This is a genomic window from Streptomyces sp. NBC_01618, from assembly GCF_045209435.1.
Classification (GTDB): Bacteria; Actinomycetota; Actinomycetes; order Streptomycetales; family Streptomycetaceae; genus Streptomyces.
The window spans coordinates 1734605-1750335 of record NZ_CP109297.1 but is presented as its reverse complement, the minus strand read 5'-3'; the positions used below and the strand labels follow the sequence as shown (position 1 = coordinate 1750335).

General features: G+C 71.7%; 12 protein-coding genes and 2 pseudogenes. 7 read left to right on the top strand and 7 right to left on the bottom strand.

The window, feature by feature from the left end; genetic code table 11:
- Positions 1 to 6: 6 nt before the first annotated feature.
- Complete coding sequence (locus OH735_RS08260) at positions 7 to 894, bottom strand: winged helix-turn-helix transcriptional regulator (protein WP_406380738.1); 888 nt, start codon at positions 892 to 894, stop codon at positions 7 to 9.
- Between the two features lie 108 nt (positions 895 to 1002).
- Between OH735_RS08260 and OH735_RS08255 the strand changes: the two genes are divergently transcribed.
- The gene (locus tag OH735_RS08255; protein WP_406380737.1) at positions 1003 to 2244 is read left to right on the top strand and encodes an MFS transporter; all 1242 of its coding nucleotides are present in this window, start codon (positions 1003 to 1005) and stop codon (positions 2242 to 2244) included.
- An 88-nt stretch (positions 2245 to 2332) separates the two neighbouring features.
- On the top strand, positions 2333 to 3322 hold the full coding sequence (gene dapD / locus OH735_RS08250; protein ID WP_406380736.1) for a 2,3,4,5-tetrahydropyridine-2,6-dicarboxylate N-succinyltransferase: 990 nt from the start codon (positions 2333 to 2335) through the stop codon (positions 3320 to 3322).
- Here dapD and dapA read toward each other — a convergent pair.
- Together dapA and OH735_RS08240 are read right to left on the bottom strand one after the other, a co-directional pair.
- The gene (gene dapA / locus OH735_RS08245) at positions 3319 to 4203 is read right to left on the bottom strand and encodes a 4-hydroxy-tetrahydrodipicolinate synthase (RefSeq protein ID WP_406380735.1); all 885 of its coding nucleotides are present in this window, start codon (positions 4201 to 4203) and stop codon (positions 3319 to 3321) included. The two genes, dapD and dapA, sit on opposite strands and share 4 nt — an antisense overlap.
- Positions 4204 to 4594: 391 nt before the next feature.
- The gene (locus tag OH735_RS08240; RefSeq protein ID WP_406380734.1) at positions 4595 to 5728 is read right to left on the bottom strand and encodes a lipid II:glycine glycyltransferase FemX; all 1134 of its coding nucleotides are present in this window, start codon (positions 5726 to 5728) and stop codon (positions 4595 to 4597) included.
- A 137-nt stretch (positions 5729 to 5865) separates the two neighbouring features.
- On the opposite strand from OH735_RS08240, the gene OH735_RS08235 reads away from it, so the two are divergent.
- Positions 5866 to 6579, top strand: a complete 714-nt coding sequence (locus OH735_RS08235; protein ID WP_406380733.1) for an antibiotic biosynthesis monooxygenase — start codon at positions 5866 to 5868, stop codon at positions 6577 to 6579.
- Positions 6580 to 6601: 22 nt separating this feature from the next.
- Here the strand turns inward: OH735_RS08235 and OH735_RS08230 are convergent, their stop codons facing one another.
- Positions 6602 to 8467: an endonuclease/exonuclease/phosphatase family protein gene (locus OH735_RS08230; protein WP_406380732.1), complete on the bottom strand. Its 1866-nt coding sequence runs from the start codon at positions 8465 to 8467 to the stop codon at positions 6602 to 6604.
- 206 nt (positions 8468 to 8673) lie between these two features.
- Here OH735_RS08230 and OH735_RS08225 point away from each other — a divergent pair, with 206 nt between their 5' ends.
- The 4 genes and pseudogenes from OH735_RS08225 to OH735_RS08210 all read left to right on the top strand — a co-directional run bounded on the left by OH735_RS08225 (position 8674) and on the right by OH735_RS08210 (position 12771).
- Positions 8674 to 10122 (top strand): hypothetical protein, encoded by a 1449-nt coding sequence (locus OH735_RS08225; protein WP_406380731.1) that lies wholly within the window; start codon positions 8674 to 8676, stop codon positions 10120 to 10122.
- Between the two features lie 286 nt (positions 10123 to 10408).
- Positions 10409 to 11872, top strand: coding sequence for an alkaline phosphatase PhoX (locus OH735_RS08220; RefSeq protein ID WP_406380730.1), 1464 nt, complete (start codon positions 10409 to 10411; stop codon positions 11870 to 11872).
- A 311-nt stretch (positions 11873 to 12183) separates the two neighbouring features.
- A pseudogene (locus tag OH735_RS08215) lies at positions 12184 to 12463 on the top strand (hypothetical protein); the annotation flags it as partial.
- Positions 12464 to 12540: 77 nt separating this feature from the next.
- Positions 12541 to 12771, top strand: a complete 231-nt coding sequence (locus OH735_RS08210; RefSeq protein ID WP_037711258.1) for a hypothetical protein — start codon at positions 12541 to 12543, stop codon at positions 12769 to 12771.
- A 122-nt stretch (positions 12772 to 12893) separates the two neighbouring features.
- Here OH735_RS08210 and OH735_RS08205 read toward each other — a convergent pair whose 3' ends face one another.
- The 3 genes and pseudogenes from OH735_RS08205 to OH735_RS08195 form a co-directional block, all read right to left on the bottom strand.
- On the bottom strand, positions 12894 to 14090 hold the full coding sequence (locus OH735_RS08205) for a TerD family protein (RefSeq protein WP_406380729.1): 1197 nt from the start codon (positions 14088 to 14090) through the stop codon (positions 12894 to 12896).
- Between the two features lie 90 nt (positions 14091 to 14180).
- Complete coding sequence (locus OH735_RS08200; RefSeq protein ID WP_406386472.1) at positions 14181 to 14399, bottom strand: hypothetical protein; 219 nt, start codon at positions 14397 to 14399, stop codon at positions 14181 to 14183.
- Positions 14400 to 14504: 105 nt separating this feature from the next.
- Positions 14505 to 15713, bottom strand: a pseudogene (locus OH735_RS08195) (MFS transporter); the annotation flags it as partial.
- Positions 15714 to 15731 lie beyond the last annotated feature (18 nt).

Sequence of the window (15731 nt, the reverse complement as noted above, 5' to 3'; positions counted from 1 at the left end):
CCGGCGTCACGCGCCGGGCAGGCCCGCTCCTCGGATCGTCGTCAGGGCGGCCCGCACGCTCGCCTCGATGTCCGTGATCGGGTACAGCACCTCGCGGACCGTCCGGTTCCGGTCCACCACCAGCGTCAGCCGCTTCAGTCGGCTCGTCCCTGCTGCGCGGAACGTCGGCAGTCGCAGAGCCGCCGTCAGCTCCAGCTCCGCGTCGGACTGCAGCGGGAAGCGCAGCCGCTCCGCGTCCGCGAACGCCCGCTGCTCGTCCGGGCGTTGGGTGGACACCCCGTGGACGGTCGCGCCCGCCGCCGTGAACTCGGCCAACTGGTCGCGGTACGTGCAGGATTCGAGGGTGCAGCCGCTCGCGCCGGGGATCTGCGCCCACCCCGGCGGATAGGCGTCCCGGCGGGCGTAGGCGCCGGGGAAGCAGTACAGGACGGTGTACGGGGTGCCGGCGACCGGGTCGCGGGGCACACCGTCGTGGTCCAGCAGTTGCAGCTCGGGCAGGCGCGTGCCCGTCAGGGCATGCACCCGGGCCGCCTCCTTCGATGCCTCGGCGGCCGTTGCCGTCATCTCCCCGTCTCCCATCACCCAGCTGTCGCCCCAGTCCTGGAGCGCGATAAGTACGGGCAGCAGTGCGCGTCCGCGCCGGGTGAGCCGGTACTCGTACCGGGGGGGCCGCTCCTGATACGGCTCCCGGGACAGCACTCCCGCGTCGACCAGCAGCCGCAGCCGCTCGGTCAGCACCTTGCGGGACACGCCCAGCTCCTCCTGGAGCGCATCGAAGCGGTGCACCCCGCGCGCCGTGTCCCGCACGATCAGCAGGGTCCACCAGTCGCCGACGACATCGAGTGCCTGGGCGATCGCGCAGTCGGCGTCGGCCAGGCTGGTGCGCTGGGGCATGGGCTCCTCCGTCGGTCCGCCGCTGCCGTCTCTTACCTGATTGACCTGCAGTCAAGCATGATGTCATAGTCAGTTCCCAAGAGGAACTCACTGGGGAGGGTGCTGCTGATGAGGTTCTTCGGGATCGTGCGCGACGTGCCGCGCACGGTACGGCTGCTGGCCTTCGGTTCCTTCCTCAACGGGGTCGTCAGCTTCACCTTCGTCTTTCTCTTCGTCTATCTGACCGGCCCGCGCGGGCTGACCGTCCCGCAGGCCGGAGTGATCGCGGGCATCGGCGGCATCGGCCTCGTCGCGGGGAACTTCACCGGCGGCTGGTTCGGGGACCACTACGGCCACCGCCGGATGCTTCTGACCGGTGCGCTGGTCAGCGGGGCGGCGCTGGCCACTCTGCCGGTCCTGCCGGTCGTCGCGATGTACGGGGTGCTGCCGCTCGCGCAGTACGCGGCAGGTGTAGTACGCGCCGCCAACTCCGCCCTCGTCGCCGTCTCCGTCCCCGAGGGCGGCCGGCGCCAGAGCTTCGCCCTCGTGCGGGCCGGGAGCAACGCCGCGTTCGCCGTCGGCCCGCCGCTCGGCGCGCTGATCGCCGCCCGCTTCTCGTACGACTGGCTGTTCGTCGCCGACGGCCTCGGGACGCTGTTCTTCGCCGGATACGCGGCGACGGTGCTCCCGGCGCACGGCACCGCGCACGGCCGGCCGGTGCGCGCGCCCGGCGCACCCGGGCTGTGGCGGGAGCTGCGGGCCAGGCCCGCGGTGCTGGTCCTGCTCGCCTCGGTCCTCTGCGTCGACCTCGTCTACCGCCAGCAGTACTCGACCCTGCCCGTCTTCCTGACCGGGCACGGCCACAGCGCCCAGTTCTACGGCTGGCTGCTCTCCATCAACGGCGGCCTCATCCTCCTGCTGGAACTCCCCGCGGCCCACGCCCTGCGCCGACGCGCGCCGCTGAGCATCGTCGGCGCCGGGCTGTTGCTGGTGGGACTGGGCTACGCGGTGCTCATCCCGGGGGCCGGGGCGCTGTTCGCCGTCACGATGATGGCCTCGCTGACGGCGGGCGAGATCCTCTACAAGACCACCGCGACGGCGTACGTCGCCGATCAGGCCCCCGCCCATGCCCAGGGCCGGTTCCAGAGCCTGTACGCGGGCGCTTCCATCAGCGGGCAGGTGCTGGCACCACCGCTCGGCGGCGCCCTCTACGCCGCCGCGCCCGGACTGCTCTGGCCGGCCTGTGCGGTGCTGGCGGGCGGCGCTGGGGTGGCGGTGCTGGCGGCGCGGCGGCTGCCCGCATCCGCGGCGGCGCCGGTGCGCGCGGAGGAACCCGTACCGGCACCCGAGCGGCAGACACAGCCCGGCTGAGCGGGTGGTCGGGGCTCCCGGGGCACGGGCGCGACCACCCGGCGAGACCGGTTGGCGACGACGGCGCCCCGCCGGTTAGGTTCGTGTCATGACCGACACGACTCCTGCTCGCACCACCGGCGCCGTCGCCGCCGGCCTCGCCACCATCGCCGGCGACGGTTCCGTTCTCGACACCTGGTTCCCCGCCCCCGAGCTCACCGCCGAGCCGGGCCCGGCCGGAACCGAACGGCTCACCCCCGACCAGGCCGTCAACCTGCTCGGCGACGGTGCCGCCAAGGCCATCGGCGTGGACGCCCGCCGCGGGGTCGAGGTCGTCGCCGTACGTACGGTCATCGCCTCGCTCGACGACAAGCCGCTCGACGCGCACGACGCGTACCTGCGCCTGCACCTCCTCTCGCACCGCCTCGTCCAGCCGCACGGCCAGAACCTGGACGGCCTCTTCGGCCTCCTCGCCAACGTCGCCTGGACCTCGCTCGGCCCGGTCGCCGTGGACGACGTGGAGCGGGTGCGGCTGAACGCCCGCGCCGAGGGCCTGCACCTCCAGGTCACCTCGGTCGACAAGTTCCCCCGGATGACGGACTACGTCGCACCGAAGGGCGTCCGGATCGCCGACGCCGACCGGGTCAGGCTCGGCGCGCACCTCGCCTCCGGCACCACCGTCATGCACGAGGGCTTCGTCAACTTCAACGCGGGCACCCTCGGCACGTCGATGGTCGAGGGCCGGATCTCCGCGGGTGTCGTCGTCGGCAACGGCTCCGACATCGGCGGCGGCGCCTCCACCATGGGCACCCTTTCCGGCGGCGGCAAGGAGCGCATCGTCATCGGCGAGCGCTGCCTGATCGGCGCCGAGGCGGGTGTGGGGATCGCGCTCGGCGACGAGTGCGTCGTCGAGGCCGGGCTCTACATCACGGCCGGCAGCCGTATCACGATGCCGGACGGGCAGATCGTCAAGGCCCGCGAGCTCTCCGGCGCCTCGAACATCCTCTTCCGCCGCAACTCGGTCACCGGCGTCGTCGAGGCCCGCCCGAACAACGCGGTCTGGGGTGGTCTCAACGACATCCTGCACAGCCACAACTAGCGTGTAGCGGCGAGGAGTTCCTCGTACGCCCGCCGCAGCCCGTCGGTCGCCTCGCGCCCGGCGGGCTGCAGCGGTTCGCGGACCGGTCCGGCGTCGAGCAGTGCCTTCGCCGTGACCGTGCCGGGCAGCCCGGACGCCATCATCAGCTCGGCGAGCGGGACGGTCAGCCGGTTGAGCCGGGCGGCCCCGGCCGTGTCCCCGGCGTCGAAGGCGTCCAGCACCGCCCGCAGTTGCCGGGGTGCCACGTTGGCGACCGTGCTGACGTAGCCCGCGGCGCCGACCGCGTACAGCGGCAGGTTCAGCTCCTCGCAGCCCGAGTAGTAGGCCAGCGACGTCGCGCCGATCACCTTTGTCGAGCCGAGCAGGTCGTACGCGCAGTCCTTCACGGCCACGATGCGCGGGTGCTCCGCGAGCCGCAGCAGGGTCTCCGGCTCGATGCGGGTGCCGGTGCGGCCAGGGATGTCGTACAGCATGAGCGGAAGGCCGGTGGCATCGGCGATGCGCCGGAAGTGCGCCTCGACGGCGGCCTGCGGCGGTCTGCTGTAGTACGGAGTCACCACCAACAGGCCGTCCGCGCCCGCCTGTTCGGCCTGCCGGGCGAGGGCCACGGTGTGCTGGGTGTCCGAGCTGCCGACCCCGGCGACGATCGGCACACCGTCGCCGACCGCCGCGCGGACGGCCCGCAGCAGCGCGGTCTTCTCCGCGTCGGTGGTGGTCGGGGACTCGCCGGTGGTGCCACTGAGCACCAGACCGTCGCAGCCGTCGGCGACCAGCGAGGCGGCATGCTTTCCGGCGGCGTCCGGGTCGAGCGCTCCGGAGGCGGTGAACGGCGTGATCATCGCGCAGAGCGCGCGGCCGAAAGGGGCTACGGGTGCTGTCATGTCCGAAGTGTCGGTCGACCGGACTGTGAAGGTCCACTTAGTTCTGCTTGGGATGAAGGGGAAGAAATGCTCAACAGTTGCGGGGGAAGCTCCGCGCTCTGGTCTGATCGAACACCTATACGGCAGGCCGACACGGGGGGCGGGTGCGTGAGGGCCACCGGGCCGTCGGCCTCACCCTCACCAACTGCGGCAGCAAGCCATCGAGGGCGACGCGCTGGAGATCGCACCGGCCCCCGGACTTCAGGCGCGCACCTTCCCGCTGGAGGGCAGCGACGTGCGGCTGCTCGACGAGCTGAACATGACCGCCTGGCGGACCGATTCCTCGCAGTAGTGCCGCGGCGGCCTCGGACCAGAGGGCGAGCTCGGCGGCAGGCCGGCGCGGGTGGTGAGGTCATCGGCGCGCCATGTAGAGGGAGAAGGCCTTGTGGAGCACCTTGTTGATCGGGTAGTCCCACTCGCCGATGTACTCGGCGGCCCGGCCGCCGGTGCCGACCTTGAAGCGCAGCAGGCCCAGGAGGTGGTTGCTCTCGTCCAGGGTGTCGGTGATGCCGCGCAGGTCGTAGACGGCCGCTCCCCTCTCGTGCGCGTCGCTCATCATGCGCCACTGGACGGCGTTGCTGGGCTGGACCTCGCGCTTGCGGCCGGTCGAGGCGCCGTAGGAGTACCAGACGTGGTCGCCCACGGTCAGCATCGTCGCCGCGGAGAGTGTTTCGCCGTCGTGGTGGGCCAGATAGAGCCGCATCCGGTCGGGGTTCTCGGCCCGCAGCGCGGTCCACATGCGCTGGAAGTAATCGAGCGGGCGGGGGACGAAGCGGTCGCGCTCGGCCGTCTCGCGGTACAGCTCGTAGAAGGCCGGGAGGTCCTCGTAGTCGCCCTCGACGACCTTGACGCCCGCCTTCTCCGCCTTCTTGATGTTGCGCCGCCACTGCTGGTTCAGGTTGCCCAGGATCTCCTCCAGCGACCGCCCGGCGAACGGCACCTGGAAGACGTACCGGGGCTGTCCGGCGCTGAAGCCGTCCTCGCCGCCCTCCTCGCCCTGCCGCCAGCCCAGTGCGCGCAACTGTTCCACCAGCGCGGCAGCCTGCGGCTCCTCCTCGTCCGCCGCCACGTCGCGCAGCCGCCGGGCGGACGGGTCCGCGATGGCGTCCTTGACCGTCCCGGCGTCCCAGCGGCGGGCGACCACCGGCGGGCCCATGCGCACCGAGAACGCGCCCCGCGCCTTCAGGTGGGCCAGCATCGGCGCCAGCCACCGCTCCAGGCCGGCGTCGTGCCAGTCGATGACGGGGCCCTCCGGCAGATAGGCGAGTGTGCGTTTCGTCCGGGGGATCGGCCGGTGGAGGACGAGCCCGGCCCCGACGATCCGGTCCCGGCCGGTGGCGTCGCGGTCGAACCAGCCGATACTTTCCGCGCGCCAGTCGGGCTTCACATCGCCCCACGACGGAACCTGCATATGACTCACGGCGGGCCGGCTCGCGACGAACGCCAGGTGCTCCTCGCGGGTGATCGCCCTGAGACGCGGTTCCATGCGGTACTCCGTTCGTTGTCCCGTCGGTGGGCCCGACGGCGTCACCGGAAGAGTGGTGTTGACCTCGAGCGCACTTGACCTACCAGTGTGGTCGGCAACGGCGCACCACGCGGGTGCGCCGGTCAGGAGGACCCGTCATGAGCGTGCGAGTCGAATCCCGTCCCGATCCTGCCCGTAACGACGTCGGACTGGTCAAGGCGAGCACCTGGGATGTCGGCACCCCCGAGCGGCAGCGGCGGACGATCGAGGCCATCCGTACCGCATGGGAAAGCCGGGAGTGGCCGCATCCGGGGCTGCTCTCGTACACCGTCCATGCCGGTGAGGACGGGAAGACCTTGTTCCACTACGGCCAGTGGAGTGGTGAGCAGGCGTACCAGGAGTTCTTCCGGCACGGCCGGGACGAGCGGAACGCGGACATCGACGCCGCCGTGCCGGGCATCCGGCGGCTCGGGCTGCACACCTTCGAGATGTACCGCTCCATGCCGCCGACGGAGGGAGCCGGGCGGGAACCGGGGTGCGTCGTGATCGTCGACGTCGAGTTCGAGGGGCCCGACAAGGCGCGGCAGCGGGACTGGGTGGACACCGTGTTCGAGGCGCTGGAGACCGATCCGGCGCCCGCGCCCGGCGCCCTCTCCGGGCACTTCCACGTCAGCACCGACGGAACGCGCGTACTCAATTACGCCGAATGGGAGAGCGCGCGGGCCCATGTCGAGGCGCTGGCCGCGCCCGGCGACGGGATCGGGTCGAGGACGCCCCAGTGGGAGCGGGTGCAGTCGTATCCGGGGATGACCGGCGGCGGCGTGCACCGGTACACGCCCGCGCTCAGCATGCGGCCGAGGGCGGGCGTGTAGGGGCGCGCTACGGGTTTACGGGTTACGGGCGGAAGCGCAGCACCTGCGGGTCGTGGTCGCTGTTCTGCGCGGCGAACTCCGCGTTGATGTGGACGCTGTCGTAGTGGAAGCCGTGGATCGACGGGCTGGTCAGGATCTGGTCGAGCACCTGGGTGTTGCCCTGGTAGACGTACGAGTAACGCTCCGAGCGCGGCAGGGACTTGATCGCCGGATACAGCGCCCCACCGGCCGTCAGCGCCTCGGTCGTGCCGGAGAACTCGAAGTCGTTGATGTCGCCGACGACCAGGACGTCCGCGTTCTTCTGAACGCTCAGCAGCTTCTTGACGAAGGTGTTGACCACCTTGGCCTGCGCGTGCCGCTGGACCTCCGACGAGCGGGTGGGCGGCTGGTGCTGCGAGACGATGGACTCGTCGCCGCCCTTGGACGCGAAGTGGTTCGCGACGACGAAGACCGTACGGCCGCGGAAGGTGAACTCGCCGGCGAGCGGCTTGCGGCTGTTCGTCCATGCCGTGTTCGACGGGTCGATCCGGCCGGGGGAGTGGGTCAGGGCGGCCCCGCCCCCTGCCCGTACGACATCGGTCGCGGTCGTCGCGTCGCCGCCCGCGCGGTCGGTGAACGACACCCGCTCCGGGTTGAAGAGGAACACCTGGCGGATGTTGCCGCCGGGCTCGCCGCCGTCCTTCTTGTTCTCCGGGTCGATGGAACGCCACTGGTATGCCGGGCCGCCCGCGGCCACGATCGCGTCGGTGAACATCTTGACCGTGCGGTCGGCAAAGACCGTGCCGTCGTCCGTCGCGCCGTTGTTGTCCTGGATCTCCTCCAGCGCCACGATGTCGGGCGAGGCGAGGTTGTCGACCACCGCGGCGGCGAGCGCGTCGAACTTCTTCTGCGGGTCGCCGGGGTCGAGGTTCTCGACGTTGTACGTCGCCACCGCCAGCTCGTCGTCGTGCTGCTTGCGGGTCGTCTCCCGGCGCAGCCCGTTGGAGGTGACCTTGCCCAGGGTGCGGGCGGTCAGCGTGTAGCCGCCGTACTGGTTGAAGTCGAGCGGGCCCTCGGTCGTGCCGGACAGCACGTCGCCGACATCGGCGGTCGGGAAGGGCTGCTCGGTGAGCGGCGCCAGCGACTGGATCTGGAGCCGGCCGGTGTTCTGCGCGGTGTACGAGCTGTAGACCGTGCCGCCGCGGCTGCTGGCGTTCTCGTGCGGCTTCACCGTCACCCACAGCTCGGCGTACGGGTCGGTGGCGCCGACCACCCGCGAGGAGCCGATGCGGATGTTCATGCCCTCCAGGGACTCGTAGTAGTCCAGGGCGTAGCGGGACGGGTCGAGGGGGAGCGCGTCGATCGAGCCGCCCGCCGCGGGGTCGCCCGCCGGGGTGTACCGGGCGGGGACCGAGCGCTCGGAGACAGTCACCGGCGCGGGCAGGGCGTTGCCCGAGGAGACCACGGCGACGGTGGGCCTGGTGATCTGGGTGAGTGACTGGTTGCCGGAGGCGGCGCCGCCCGGGACGAACTCGGCGACCGTGCCCGAGACCGTGACCGCGTCACCGACCGCGACGGTCGGCGCGGAGCCGGTGTAGACGAAGACGCCCTCGCTGGTGGCGGGGTCGGCGTCGGGGTTCGGGTCCTGGAACCAGAAGCCCTTCGAGCCGTACGTCCGCACCCCCGTGACGATGCCCGGGACCCCGGCGACCTGCTGGCCGGCGAGCGGGGATATCCGGGTGGTTCCCTGGATGTCGTGGATCCGGACCTGGCCTTCGGCGGACGGGGAGGAGACGGCCGGGGAGGACGCGGACGCGGAAGTGGTGGCCGCGCCGGTGAGCAGGCCCGCGGCGAGAGCGGCGGCGACCACGGCGGATACGGCGGTTGTTCGGGAAGATGCGGAGGGCATCAATGGCTCCGGAATATCGAGGGGGACGATGGGGTCTACGCGCGTCAATCTCTTGTCTGGGCACATCCGTTGTCAAGAACCTCCGGGTGGACGGGAGCCGTCCGTTTCATGAACCGGGTGGCATGGGGCGAAATGCGTCTACGCTTGGGCCCGCCCGATCCCGTACGCGCCCCGTACGCCCCGTACGCCCCGAGGAGAACCACCTGATGTCCGCAGAGCGCCCCACCCTGCCGCCCGTAAGGCTGCGCACCGAGGCCGAGCTGGCACGGGACGCGCTCGCCGCGCCGCTGCTCGCCCGCGCCGTCCGGCTCGCCCGCTGGGCGGGCCCGGAGACCCGGGTCGGCGCCGGTGGCGAGCTCGTCGAAGCGCAGCTGCCCGCGGCGGCCGAGCACCTCGGCCGCGCGGCGGACGAGGACGGCGCGGCGGAGGCCAGCGAGGCGTGGCGGCTCGCGGTCGACACGGGACTGGTCGACGTCGAGGACCCGGAGGAGAGCGACGGGGAGGACGCGGAGGGGACCGCGGCCGCCGGTGAGAACCTGGCGCTGATCACCGGGGGTTCGCCGCAGGACGTCCTGTCGATCTGGCTCGACGGGCTGGAGGCCGTCCACGCCGATGCCACCGCGCCCTTCTTCGAGGACTTCGCCGACCTCGTCGCCGAGGACGGCACGGTGGACTTCGACTCCCTGGACTGGGATCCGGAGGCCGAGGCGGAATTCCTCGACGGGGTCCTCGGCAATCTGTACCTGCTCACCGTCGGCGACGGTGGCGCGGACGCGGCACCCGTGCCGCTGCCCGCGCTCGCCGCGTCGATGCTGGTGCCGGACGACATGGGCGAGCCCACCGACGACATCCTTGAGCAGGTGTCCGAGGCGATGATGCGCCTCGACGACCAGTTCCGGGTCCTCGAACCCATGGGGATCGTCGAATACCGCCCGGTGGACGAGGCGTTGCTGGCCGAGGAGGGCGAGGACACCGCCGCCGCGGCCGACGACGAGGACGTCACCCGGTACGGCATGGTGAAGCTGACCCCCCTCGGCCTGTACGGCGTCCGGGCCCGGATGCTGGACGCCGGGGTGGACGCCCCCGCGATCGGCGACCTCGCGGACAAGGGGGCCGACGCGCTCCTCGGTGGCATCGCGTACTACCCCGAGGCGGCGGCGCGCGGCGAGATCGAGCTGTGGCTCACCCGGCGCGGCGCGGACGGCGCCGCCGCCGAACTCCTGGCGGCGGCCCGCGGATCGGACCGGCAGGCGCCGCTGCGGCGGCTCAACTGCCAGCAGGCGCTCGCCCTGGTCGGCGCGGAGGCGGAGCCCGCGGTGCGCGCGGTGCTGGACGACGCCGAGCTGGGCGGCCTCGCCCGGGTCTGGCTCGCGGAGCTGGGCGCGGCGGACGTACCCGCGCCGCCCGAGTCCATGATCTTCTGGCTCGCCATCGACACGATCGCGGCCCAGCTGGAGGCCGACGGCGACCTGGACGAGCTCCAGGGCCTGGTCGAGGGCCTGGCGGGTCAGCACAGCGGCTTCTTCGGCGAGGCGTGGCGGGTGGAGCACCCGGCGACGGCGGACGTCCTCGAAGCCATGGGGCGGCTGCACAGCGACAAGAAGAAGGCCAAGGAGGCCCGCAAGGCGGCGTTCAAGGCCCGGTCGCGGGCCTGAGACACCGCGACCCGGGCGTGGTGACGGCGGGATGCGGAGGGCCGGCTGCAGCTGCCCGTCCGTATCCCGCCGTCCGCATCCGGACAGGGCATGGCATCCGGAGAGGGCACCGCATCTGGACAGGGCACGGCATCCGGACAGGGCACGGCATCCGGCCGACGGCACCGTTTTCGGCCAACTACACAGGAAGGATGCCCCTCGACGTCGACCACAGTTCAACTGGTGTTCGGGCAGGGGCGCGACTGTGGGCGCGCCAACACCCGCTCAGTTGCTCCAGGAGTACGTGATGCCCTTCACGCGCAGGGAATTCACCAAACAGTCCGCCCTCACCGGTGCCGGCATCGCCCTGACCGGTACCGCCGCCGCGCTGGCCACCGCGCCCGGCGCCCTGGCCGCACAGGACGCGAAGCCCGGCCAGAGCGACCCCGCGCACGGGAACGGTCACGAAAACCACGGCGAGCCGGGCTACGGGCCGCTGATCGCCGACCCCGAGGGCCTCCTCGCGCTGCCCGCCGGCTTCGAGTACAAGGTCATCACCCACAGCGGTGTCACCAAGCTGGAGACCGGCGAGTACACCCCCTCCAACCACGACGGCACGGCCACCTTCGAGGGCCCCCGCGGTGTCACCCTGCTCGTCAACAACCACGAGCTGAGCGGCACCCGCGCAGGCTGGGAGCACCCGGTACCGCTCGCCGAGGGCCTCGTCTACGATCCCATCGCGGCCGGCGGCTGCACCGTTGTGGAGACCCGCCGCGACGGCCGTACCGCCGAGTGGGTCGGCATCGCCGGTACGTCCACCAACTGCGCCGGTGGCACCACCCCGTGGGGCACGTGGCTCACCGGCGAGGAGACCGAGGACAAGGCCGGCAAGAACGGCCTGCTCAAGGACCACGGTTACGTCTTCGAGGTCGACCCGTACGACAAGCGCGCCAACCGCGACCCGCGCCCCATCAAGGCGTTCGGCCGGTACGCCCACGAGGCCGTCGTCATCGACCCCAAGCTCGGCCACGCCTATCTGACCGAGGACGCGGCCGGTCCCAACGGGCTGCTCTACCGCTGGGTCCCGCCGCACGGCTTCACGCACGGCCGCGGGCAGCTGCGCACGCTCGCCGACGACGCCGGTGTCCTGCAGGCCACCAAGTGCTTCGACAGCAGCGGCCAGTTCGTCGACGACCTGTCCCGCGCCACGAAGATCGGCACCGTGTACGGCGTGGACTGGGTCGACGTCGTCGACCGTGACGCCAAGACCGTCTCCGTGCGCAAGCAGTTCGGCAGCCAGGACGTCACCCGTGCCCGCAAGCTCGAAGGCATGTGGTGGGGTGACGGCGGTGCGTACATCGTCTCCTCGTTCGCCCGCGCGGAGAGCCCCGTCCAGCACGACGGCCAGGTCTGGTTCTACGACCCGAAGCGCCGCACGCTGACGCTGAAGGTGCTCCTCGGGGTGAACGCCGACCCGTCGAAGGACGGCGCGTTCGACGGCCCGGACAACATCACCGTCTCGCCGTACGGCGGTCTGGTCATCGCCGAGGACGGCGAGGGCGTCCAGCACCTCTTCGGGGCGACCGAGAGCGGCCGTACGTACCCGATCGCGCGCAACGAGCTGAACGTGGGCACGGCGGAGAAGCCGGAGTACAGCGAGTTCACCGGTGTCACGTTCTCGCCCGACGGCAAGACGCTGTACGCCAACATCCAGACACCGGGCATCATGCTCGCCATCACCGGTCCGTGGAAGCGGCAGCCGCGGAAGTAGCGGTAGCTCGTACGGGTGAGCTGATCCGATTACCGAACCGGCGCGGAAATTGACGCACAGGCGTTTCTGTAGCAACCGATGCAGCCTCCTGGGGACCGCGAGGCAGCGGGCTGAAGCCATTCGGAAACCGAAACCTTCGTGCCCTCGGTGTGGGGAGCCCATCCGCAACCGCGGGGCAAAGCACTGCAGCAGGAGCTGCGCCAACGTCACCCGCAAGCAGGGCGCGCCGGCACGGCGTGGGGAGCCCACGCCGTGCCGGCGCTGCGGGTCGAAGAGCCGGAAACCGCGGTCCAGTGGGCCGTACTGCTCATGTGCCCGCGCTGCCGGGACGGACGCTGATCCTGGTCGACCGCTCGGGCTCGATGTGGTCGCCGCTGTCGGACCGCTCGCAGCTCGACCGGGCCGACGCCGCCGCGATCTTAGGCGCGGCGGCGGCGCTGCGGGCCGCCGACGCCGATCTGGTGCAGGGTCGGGCACGCCCCGTCGGGAGGTGGGAACCGCCACACCTTCGGGGGTCTTTCGGACGCGGCGTTGCGCATGGTGCCGTTGCTGGAAGCGGGCCGGGACGCCCGCCGGCCCTGGAATCGCTGATTACGAATCCGGCATCAGTGGGCCCCCAGGAGTGGGGGGCATGGCGCCGGGCGTTCCCAGGGCGCATACTCAAGGTAATGAAACAGTCAGCCGGATCCCGGCGCCACCTGCCTTCCAGTCCCTTCAACCGCCCGGCCCAGGCGGCCCCACCGGTCGAATTGTTCGATGTGGGCGACAGGGTGTCGCACGACCAGTTCGGACTCGGTCGGGTCCTCGCCGTCGAGGGCGACAACGACGCAGTACTCATCGACTTCTCGGGGCGACAGGGGAGGATCCTGAGCCCGTACTCCAAGCTGACCAAGCTCTGAGAGAGCCGGCGAGCACGCGCAGCGTCCGCGGTTCCGTCGCGCTCTTCGACTTCAGGGGCACCTGGCACTCGCAGGTGCCCCTGAAGTCGTACCGGAGGCTCTCGCCGGAAGCCCTCGCGGCGTTACAGCGCCTGGGCGGCCGGCTTCACCATGCCGCGGACGGTGCGTGACTTCACGAAGTCGCCCATGGCCGTCATCTCCCACTCGCCGGAGAACTGCTTGATCAGCTTGGCCATCATCACGCCGGTCTGCGGCTCGGTGCCGGTCAGGTCGAAGCGGACCAGCTCCTCGCCGGTGGTGGCGTCGACCAGCCGGCAGTAGGCCTTGGCGACCTCGGTGAACTTCTGGCCGGTGAACGAGTTGACCGTGAAGACCAGGCCGGTCGCCTCCGCCGGGATCCGGCCCAGGTCGACGACGATCACCTCGTCGTCCCCCGCGCCCTCGCCCGTGAGGTTGTCGCCGGAGTGCTTGATCGCGCCGTTCAGGATGGAGAGCTTGCCGAAGTAGCAGCTGTCCAGGTGGTTCCGGTTGGGGCCGTAGGCGATCACCGAGGCGTCGAGGTCGATGTCCTTGCCGCGGAACGCGGGCTCCCAGCCGAGGCCCATCTTGACCTGGGAGAGCAGCGGCCGACCGGCCTTGACCAGGGAGACCGTCTGGTTCTTCTGGAGGCTGACCCGGCCCTTGTCGAGGTTGATCTTGCCGGAGGCGGCGGGGGCCGCGGGCGGGGCCGCGGGGGCCGCGGGCGCGGCGATCCGCGGGTCCACGGGCGGGGCGGCGGGCATCGGGGGCACGACGGGCGCGGGCGCGGCGGCGGGCTCCTCCTCGACCGAGACACCGAAGTCCGTGGCGATTCCGGCCAGTCCGTTCGCATAGCCCTGGCCGACCGCGCGGGCCTTCCAGGCGCCGTTGCGGAGGTAGACCTCGATGACCACGAGCGCCGTCTCGGTGCCCAGCCGGGGCGGCGTGAACGTGGCGAGCACGCTGCTGTCGTCGGCGTTGCGCACGGTCGCGGTGGGTTCGATGCCCTGGAAGGTCTGGCCCGCCGCGTCCGGGCTCGCCGTGACGACGATCTTCTCGATGCCGGGCGGGACCGCGGTGGTGTCCACCACGATCGCGTCCGGCGCGGTGCCGCCGCCGGAGCGGTAGGTCACGCCGGGGCCGGCGGGCTGGTTGTAGAAGATGAAGTCGTCGTCGGAGCGCACTTTGCCGTCGGCGGTGAGCAGCAGGCCCGAAACGTCGAGCCGCACCGGGGCGGAGACGTCCACTGCCACGCGGGCGGCGGAAAGAGGGATGTTCGAGCCAGGGGTCATAGCGGTCATGCCCGGGGTAACGAACGACCCGGCTTTGCCGTTCCCTTACCTTCGCGGGCTTCCATGGGCCTTCGGCCGTACGGGGCAGGAGCCCCTCCGTCAGCGATTGCGGGGGTGGTTGCGAGCCGTGCGCTCGTTGCCGTGCTTGTACGCGCCGGTCCATCGGGCCATCACGAGTTGCGCGTCGCTGGACGCCACCTCGGCCAGGAACTTCTCCGCCCGGCTGCCGCGCAGCGTGCCCGCGGGGCGGCCGTGGTGGGTGATGGTGACGCTCGCGTCGCCGTGCTGCTCGTACAGGAATCCGGAAGGTCTCGGCATGGCTCCGCATTCTGCCGTCCGCCGGGGCGCGCTGTCGCGCGGATTTCCGCGGTCCCGAGCCGCGGGTTCAGTGCGGCCAGATCGGCGGGCTGGTGCGGAAGTGGTCGCCGAGGTGGGCGTGGTCGGGGTTGTCCCCCGCCGGCCTGTGACCAGCAGGGCTGCCGTCAGCAGCGCCGCCGCACCGACCAGCGGCAACAGCACCCGGATGTCCACCAGCGCGATCAGCCCGGCACCGAGCGCCAGCGCCACCGCGTTCGGCACCATCATCAACGTGTTCGCCGTCGCGGTGGTACGGCCCAGCCGGGCATCCGGGGTCTCCCGCTGCACCGCCGTCATCGCGGCGATCAGCACACACGGCAGCCCGATCCCGATGGCCGCGCTCCCCACCAGCGCCACCGCGTCGTACGGCAGCGCCCGTACCCCCACCGCCACCGCGAACAGCGCGATCCCGGCCGCCGTGAACACCCGCTCCGTCAGCCGCCGCAGCAACGGCCCGGCCAGCAGCCCCACGGCGACGGACCCGGCGCCCTGCGCCGCGTACAGCACGCCCGTGTACGTGGGGGAGTGCCCGAGACCCTCGTCGACGAACGCGTACACCGCCGCCCCGTTGAGTCCCGCGCACAGCATCGTCACCGATCCCGCGAGCACGAGCGGCCGCAGCACCGGAGACCGCCACAACTGACGTGCGCCCGCCACGAGTTCGACCCGGCGTCCGGCCGGAGCGGTCGCGACCGGTGCCCGCACCGGCAGCAGCGCGTAGACCCCGGCCGCCAGAGCGAACGACACCGCGTCCAGCAGCGCCACCGCGCCGCCCCCGAACCGGCCGTACAGAGCCGCGCCGGTCAGCGGCGCCAGCAGCTTCATGCCCTCGTTCGCCGTCATCCGCAGGCCGTTGAAATCACCCAGCAGCCGCGCGTCGACGGCCCCGGCGACCAGCGCCGACTCGGCCGCGTCCATCAGCACGGAACTCGTGCCGTACAGGACGAGCACGGCGAAGAGGAACCAGATCCGCCCCGCCGTGTCGACCACCACCAGCGCGGCCACCAGCCCCGCCATGACGAGATTCGACGCGACGAGGAGCGGCTTTCTGGGCAGGCGGTCGGCGATCGCCCCGAGCGCGGGCCCGACCAGCACCGGCAGCCACATCGCGAAGACGGCGAGCGCCGCCAGACTGTCCGAGCCGGTGAGGGACTTGACCCAGACCCCGGCCGCGAGCCACATCGCGGACGTCCCGAAACCGGAGACGACGACCGCCACCAGGAACAGCCCCGCCGTACGGTCCCGCAGCACCCGCACCGTCGCCGACCCCGCCATCGCACCCACCACGCCCGC

What these genes read in the sequence shown, in the direction of transcription:
- OH735_RS08260 (WP_406380738.1), bottom strand. Translation starts at nt 894, where the DNA reads ATGCCCCAGCGCACCAGCCTGGCCGACGCCGACTGCGCGATCGCCCAG.
- OH735_RS08255 (WP_406380737.1), top strand. Translation starts at nt 1,003, where the DNA reads ATGAGGTTCTTCGGGATCGTGCGCGACGTGCCGCGCACGGTACGGCTG.
- dapD (WP_406380736.1), top strand. Translation starts at nt 2,333, where the DNA reads ATGACCGACACGACTCCTGCTCGCACCACCGGCGCCGTCGCCGCCGGC.
- dapA (WP_406380735.1), bottom strand. Translation starts at nt 4,203, where the DNA reads ATGACAGCACCCGTAGCCCCTTTCGGCCGCGCGCTCTGCGCGATGATC.
- OH735_RS08240 (WP_406380734.1), bottom strand. Translation starts at nt 5,728, where the DNA reads ATGGAACCGCGTCTCAGGGCGATCACCCGCGAGGAGCACCTGGCGTTC.
- OH735_RS08235 (WP_406380733.1), top strand. Translation starts at nt 5,866, where the DNA reads ATGAGCGTGCGAGTCGAATCCCGTCCCGATCCTGCCCGTAACGACGTC.
- OH735_RS08230 (WP_406380732.1), bottom strand. Translation starts at nt 8,467, where the DNA reads ATGCCCTCCGCATCTTCCCGAACAACCGCCGTATCCGCCGTGGTCGCC.
- OH735_RS08225 (WP_406380731.1), top strand. Translation starts at nt 8,674, where the DNA reads ATGTCCGCAGAGCGCCCCACCCTGCCGCCCGTAAGGCTGCGCACCGAG.
- OH735_RS08220 (WP_406380730.1), top strand. Translation starts at nt 10,409, where the DNA reads ATGCCCTTCACGCGCAGGGAATTCACCAAACAGTCCGCCCTCACCGGT.
- OH735_RS08210 (WP_037711258.1), top strand. Translation starts at nt 12,541, where the DNA reads ATGAAACAGTCAGCCGGATCCCGGCGCCACCTGCCTTCCAGTCCCTTC.
- OH735_RS08205 (WP_406380729.1), bottom strand. Translation starts at nt 14,090, where the DNA reads ATGACCGCTATGACCCCTGGCTCGAACATCCCTCTTTCCGCCGCCCGC.
- OH735_RS08200 (WP_406386472.1), bottom strand. Translation starts at nt 14,399, where the DNA reads ATGCCGAGACCTTCCGGATTCCTGTACGAGCAGCACGGCGACGCGAGC.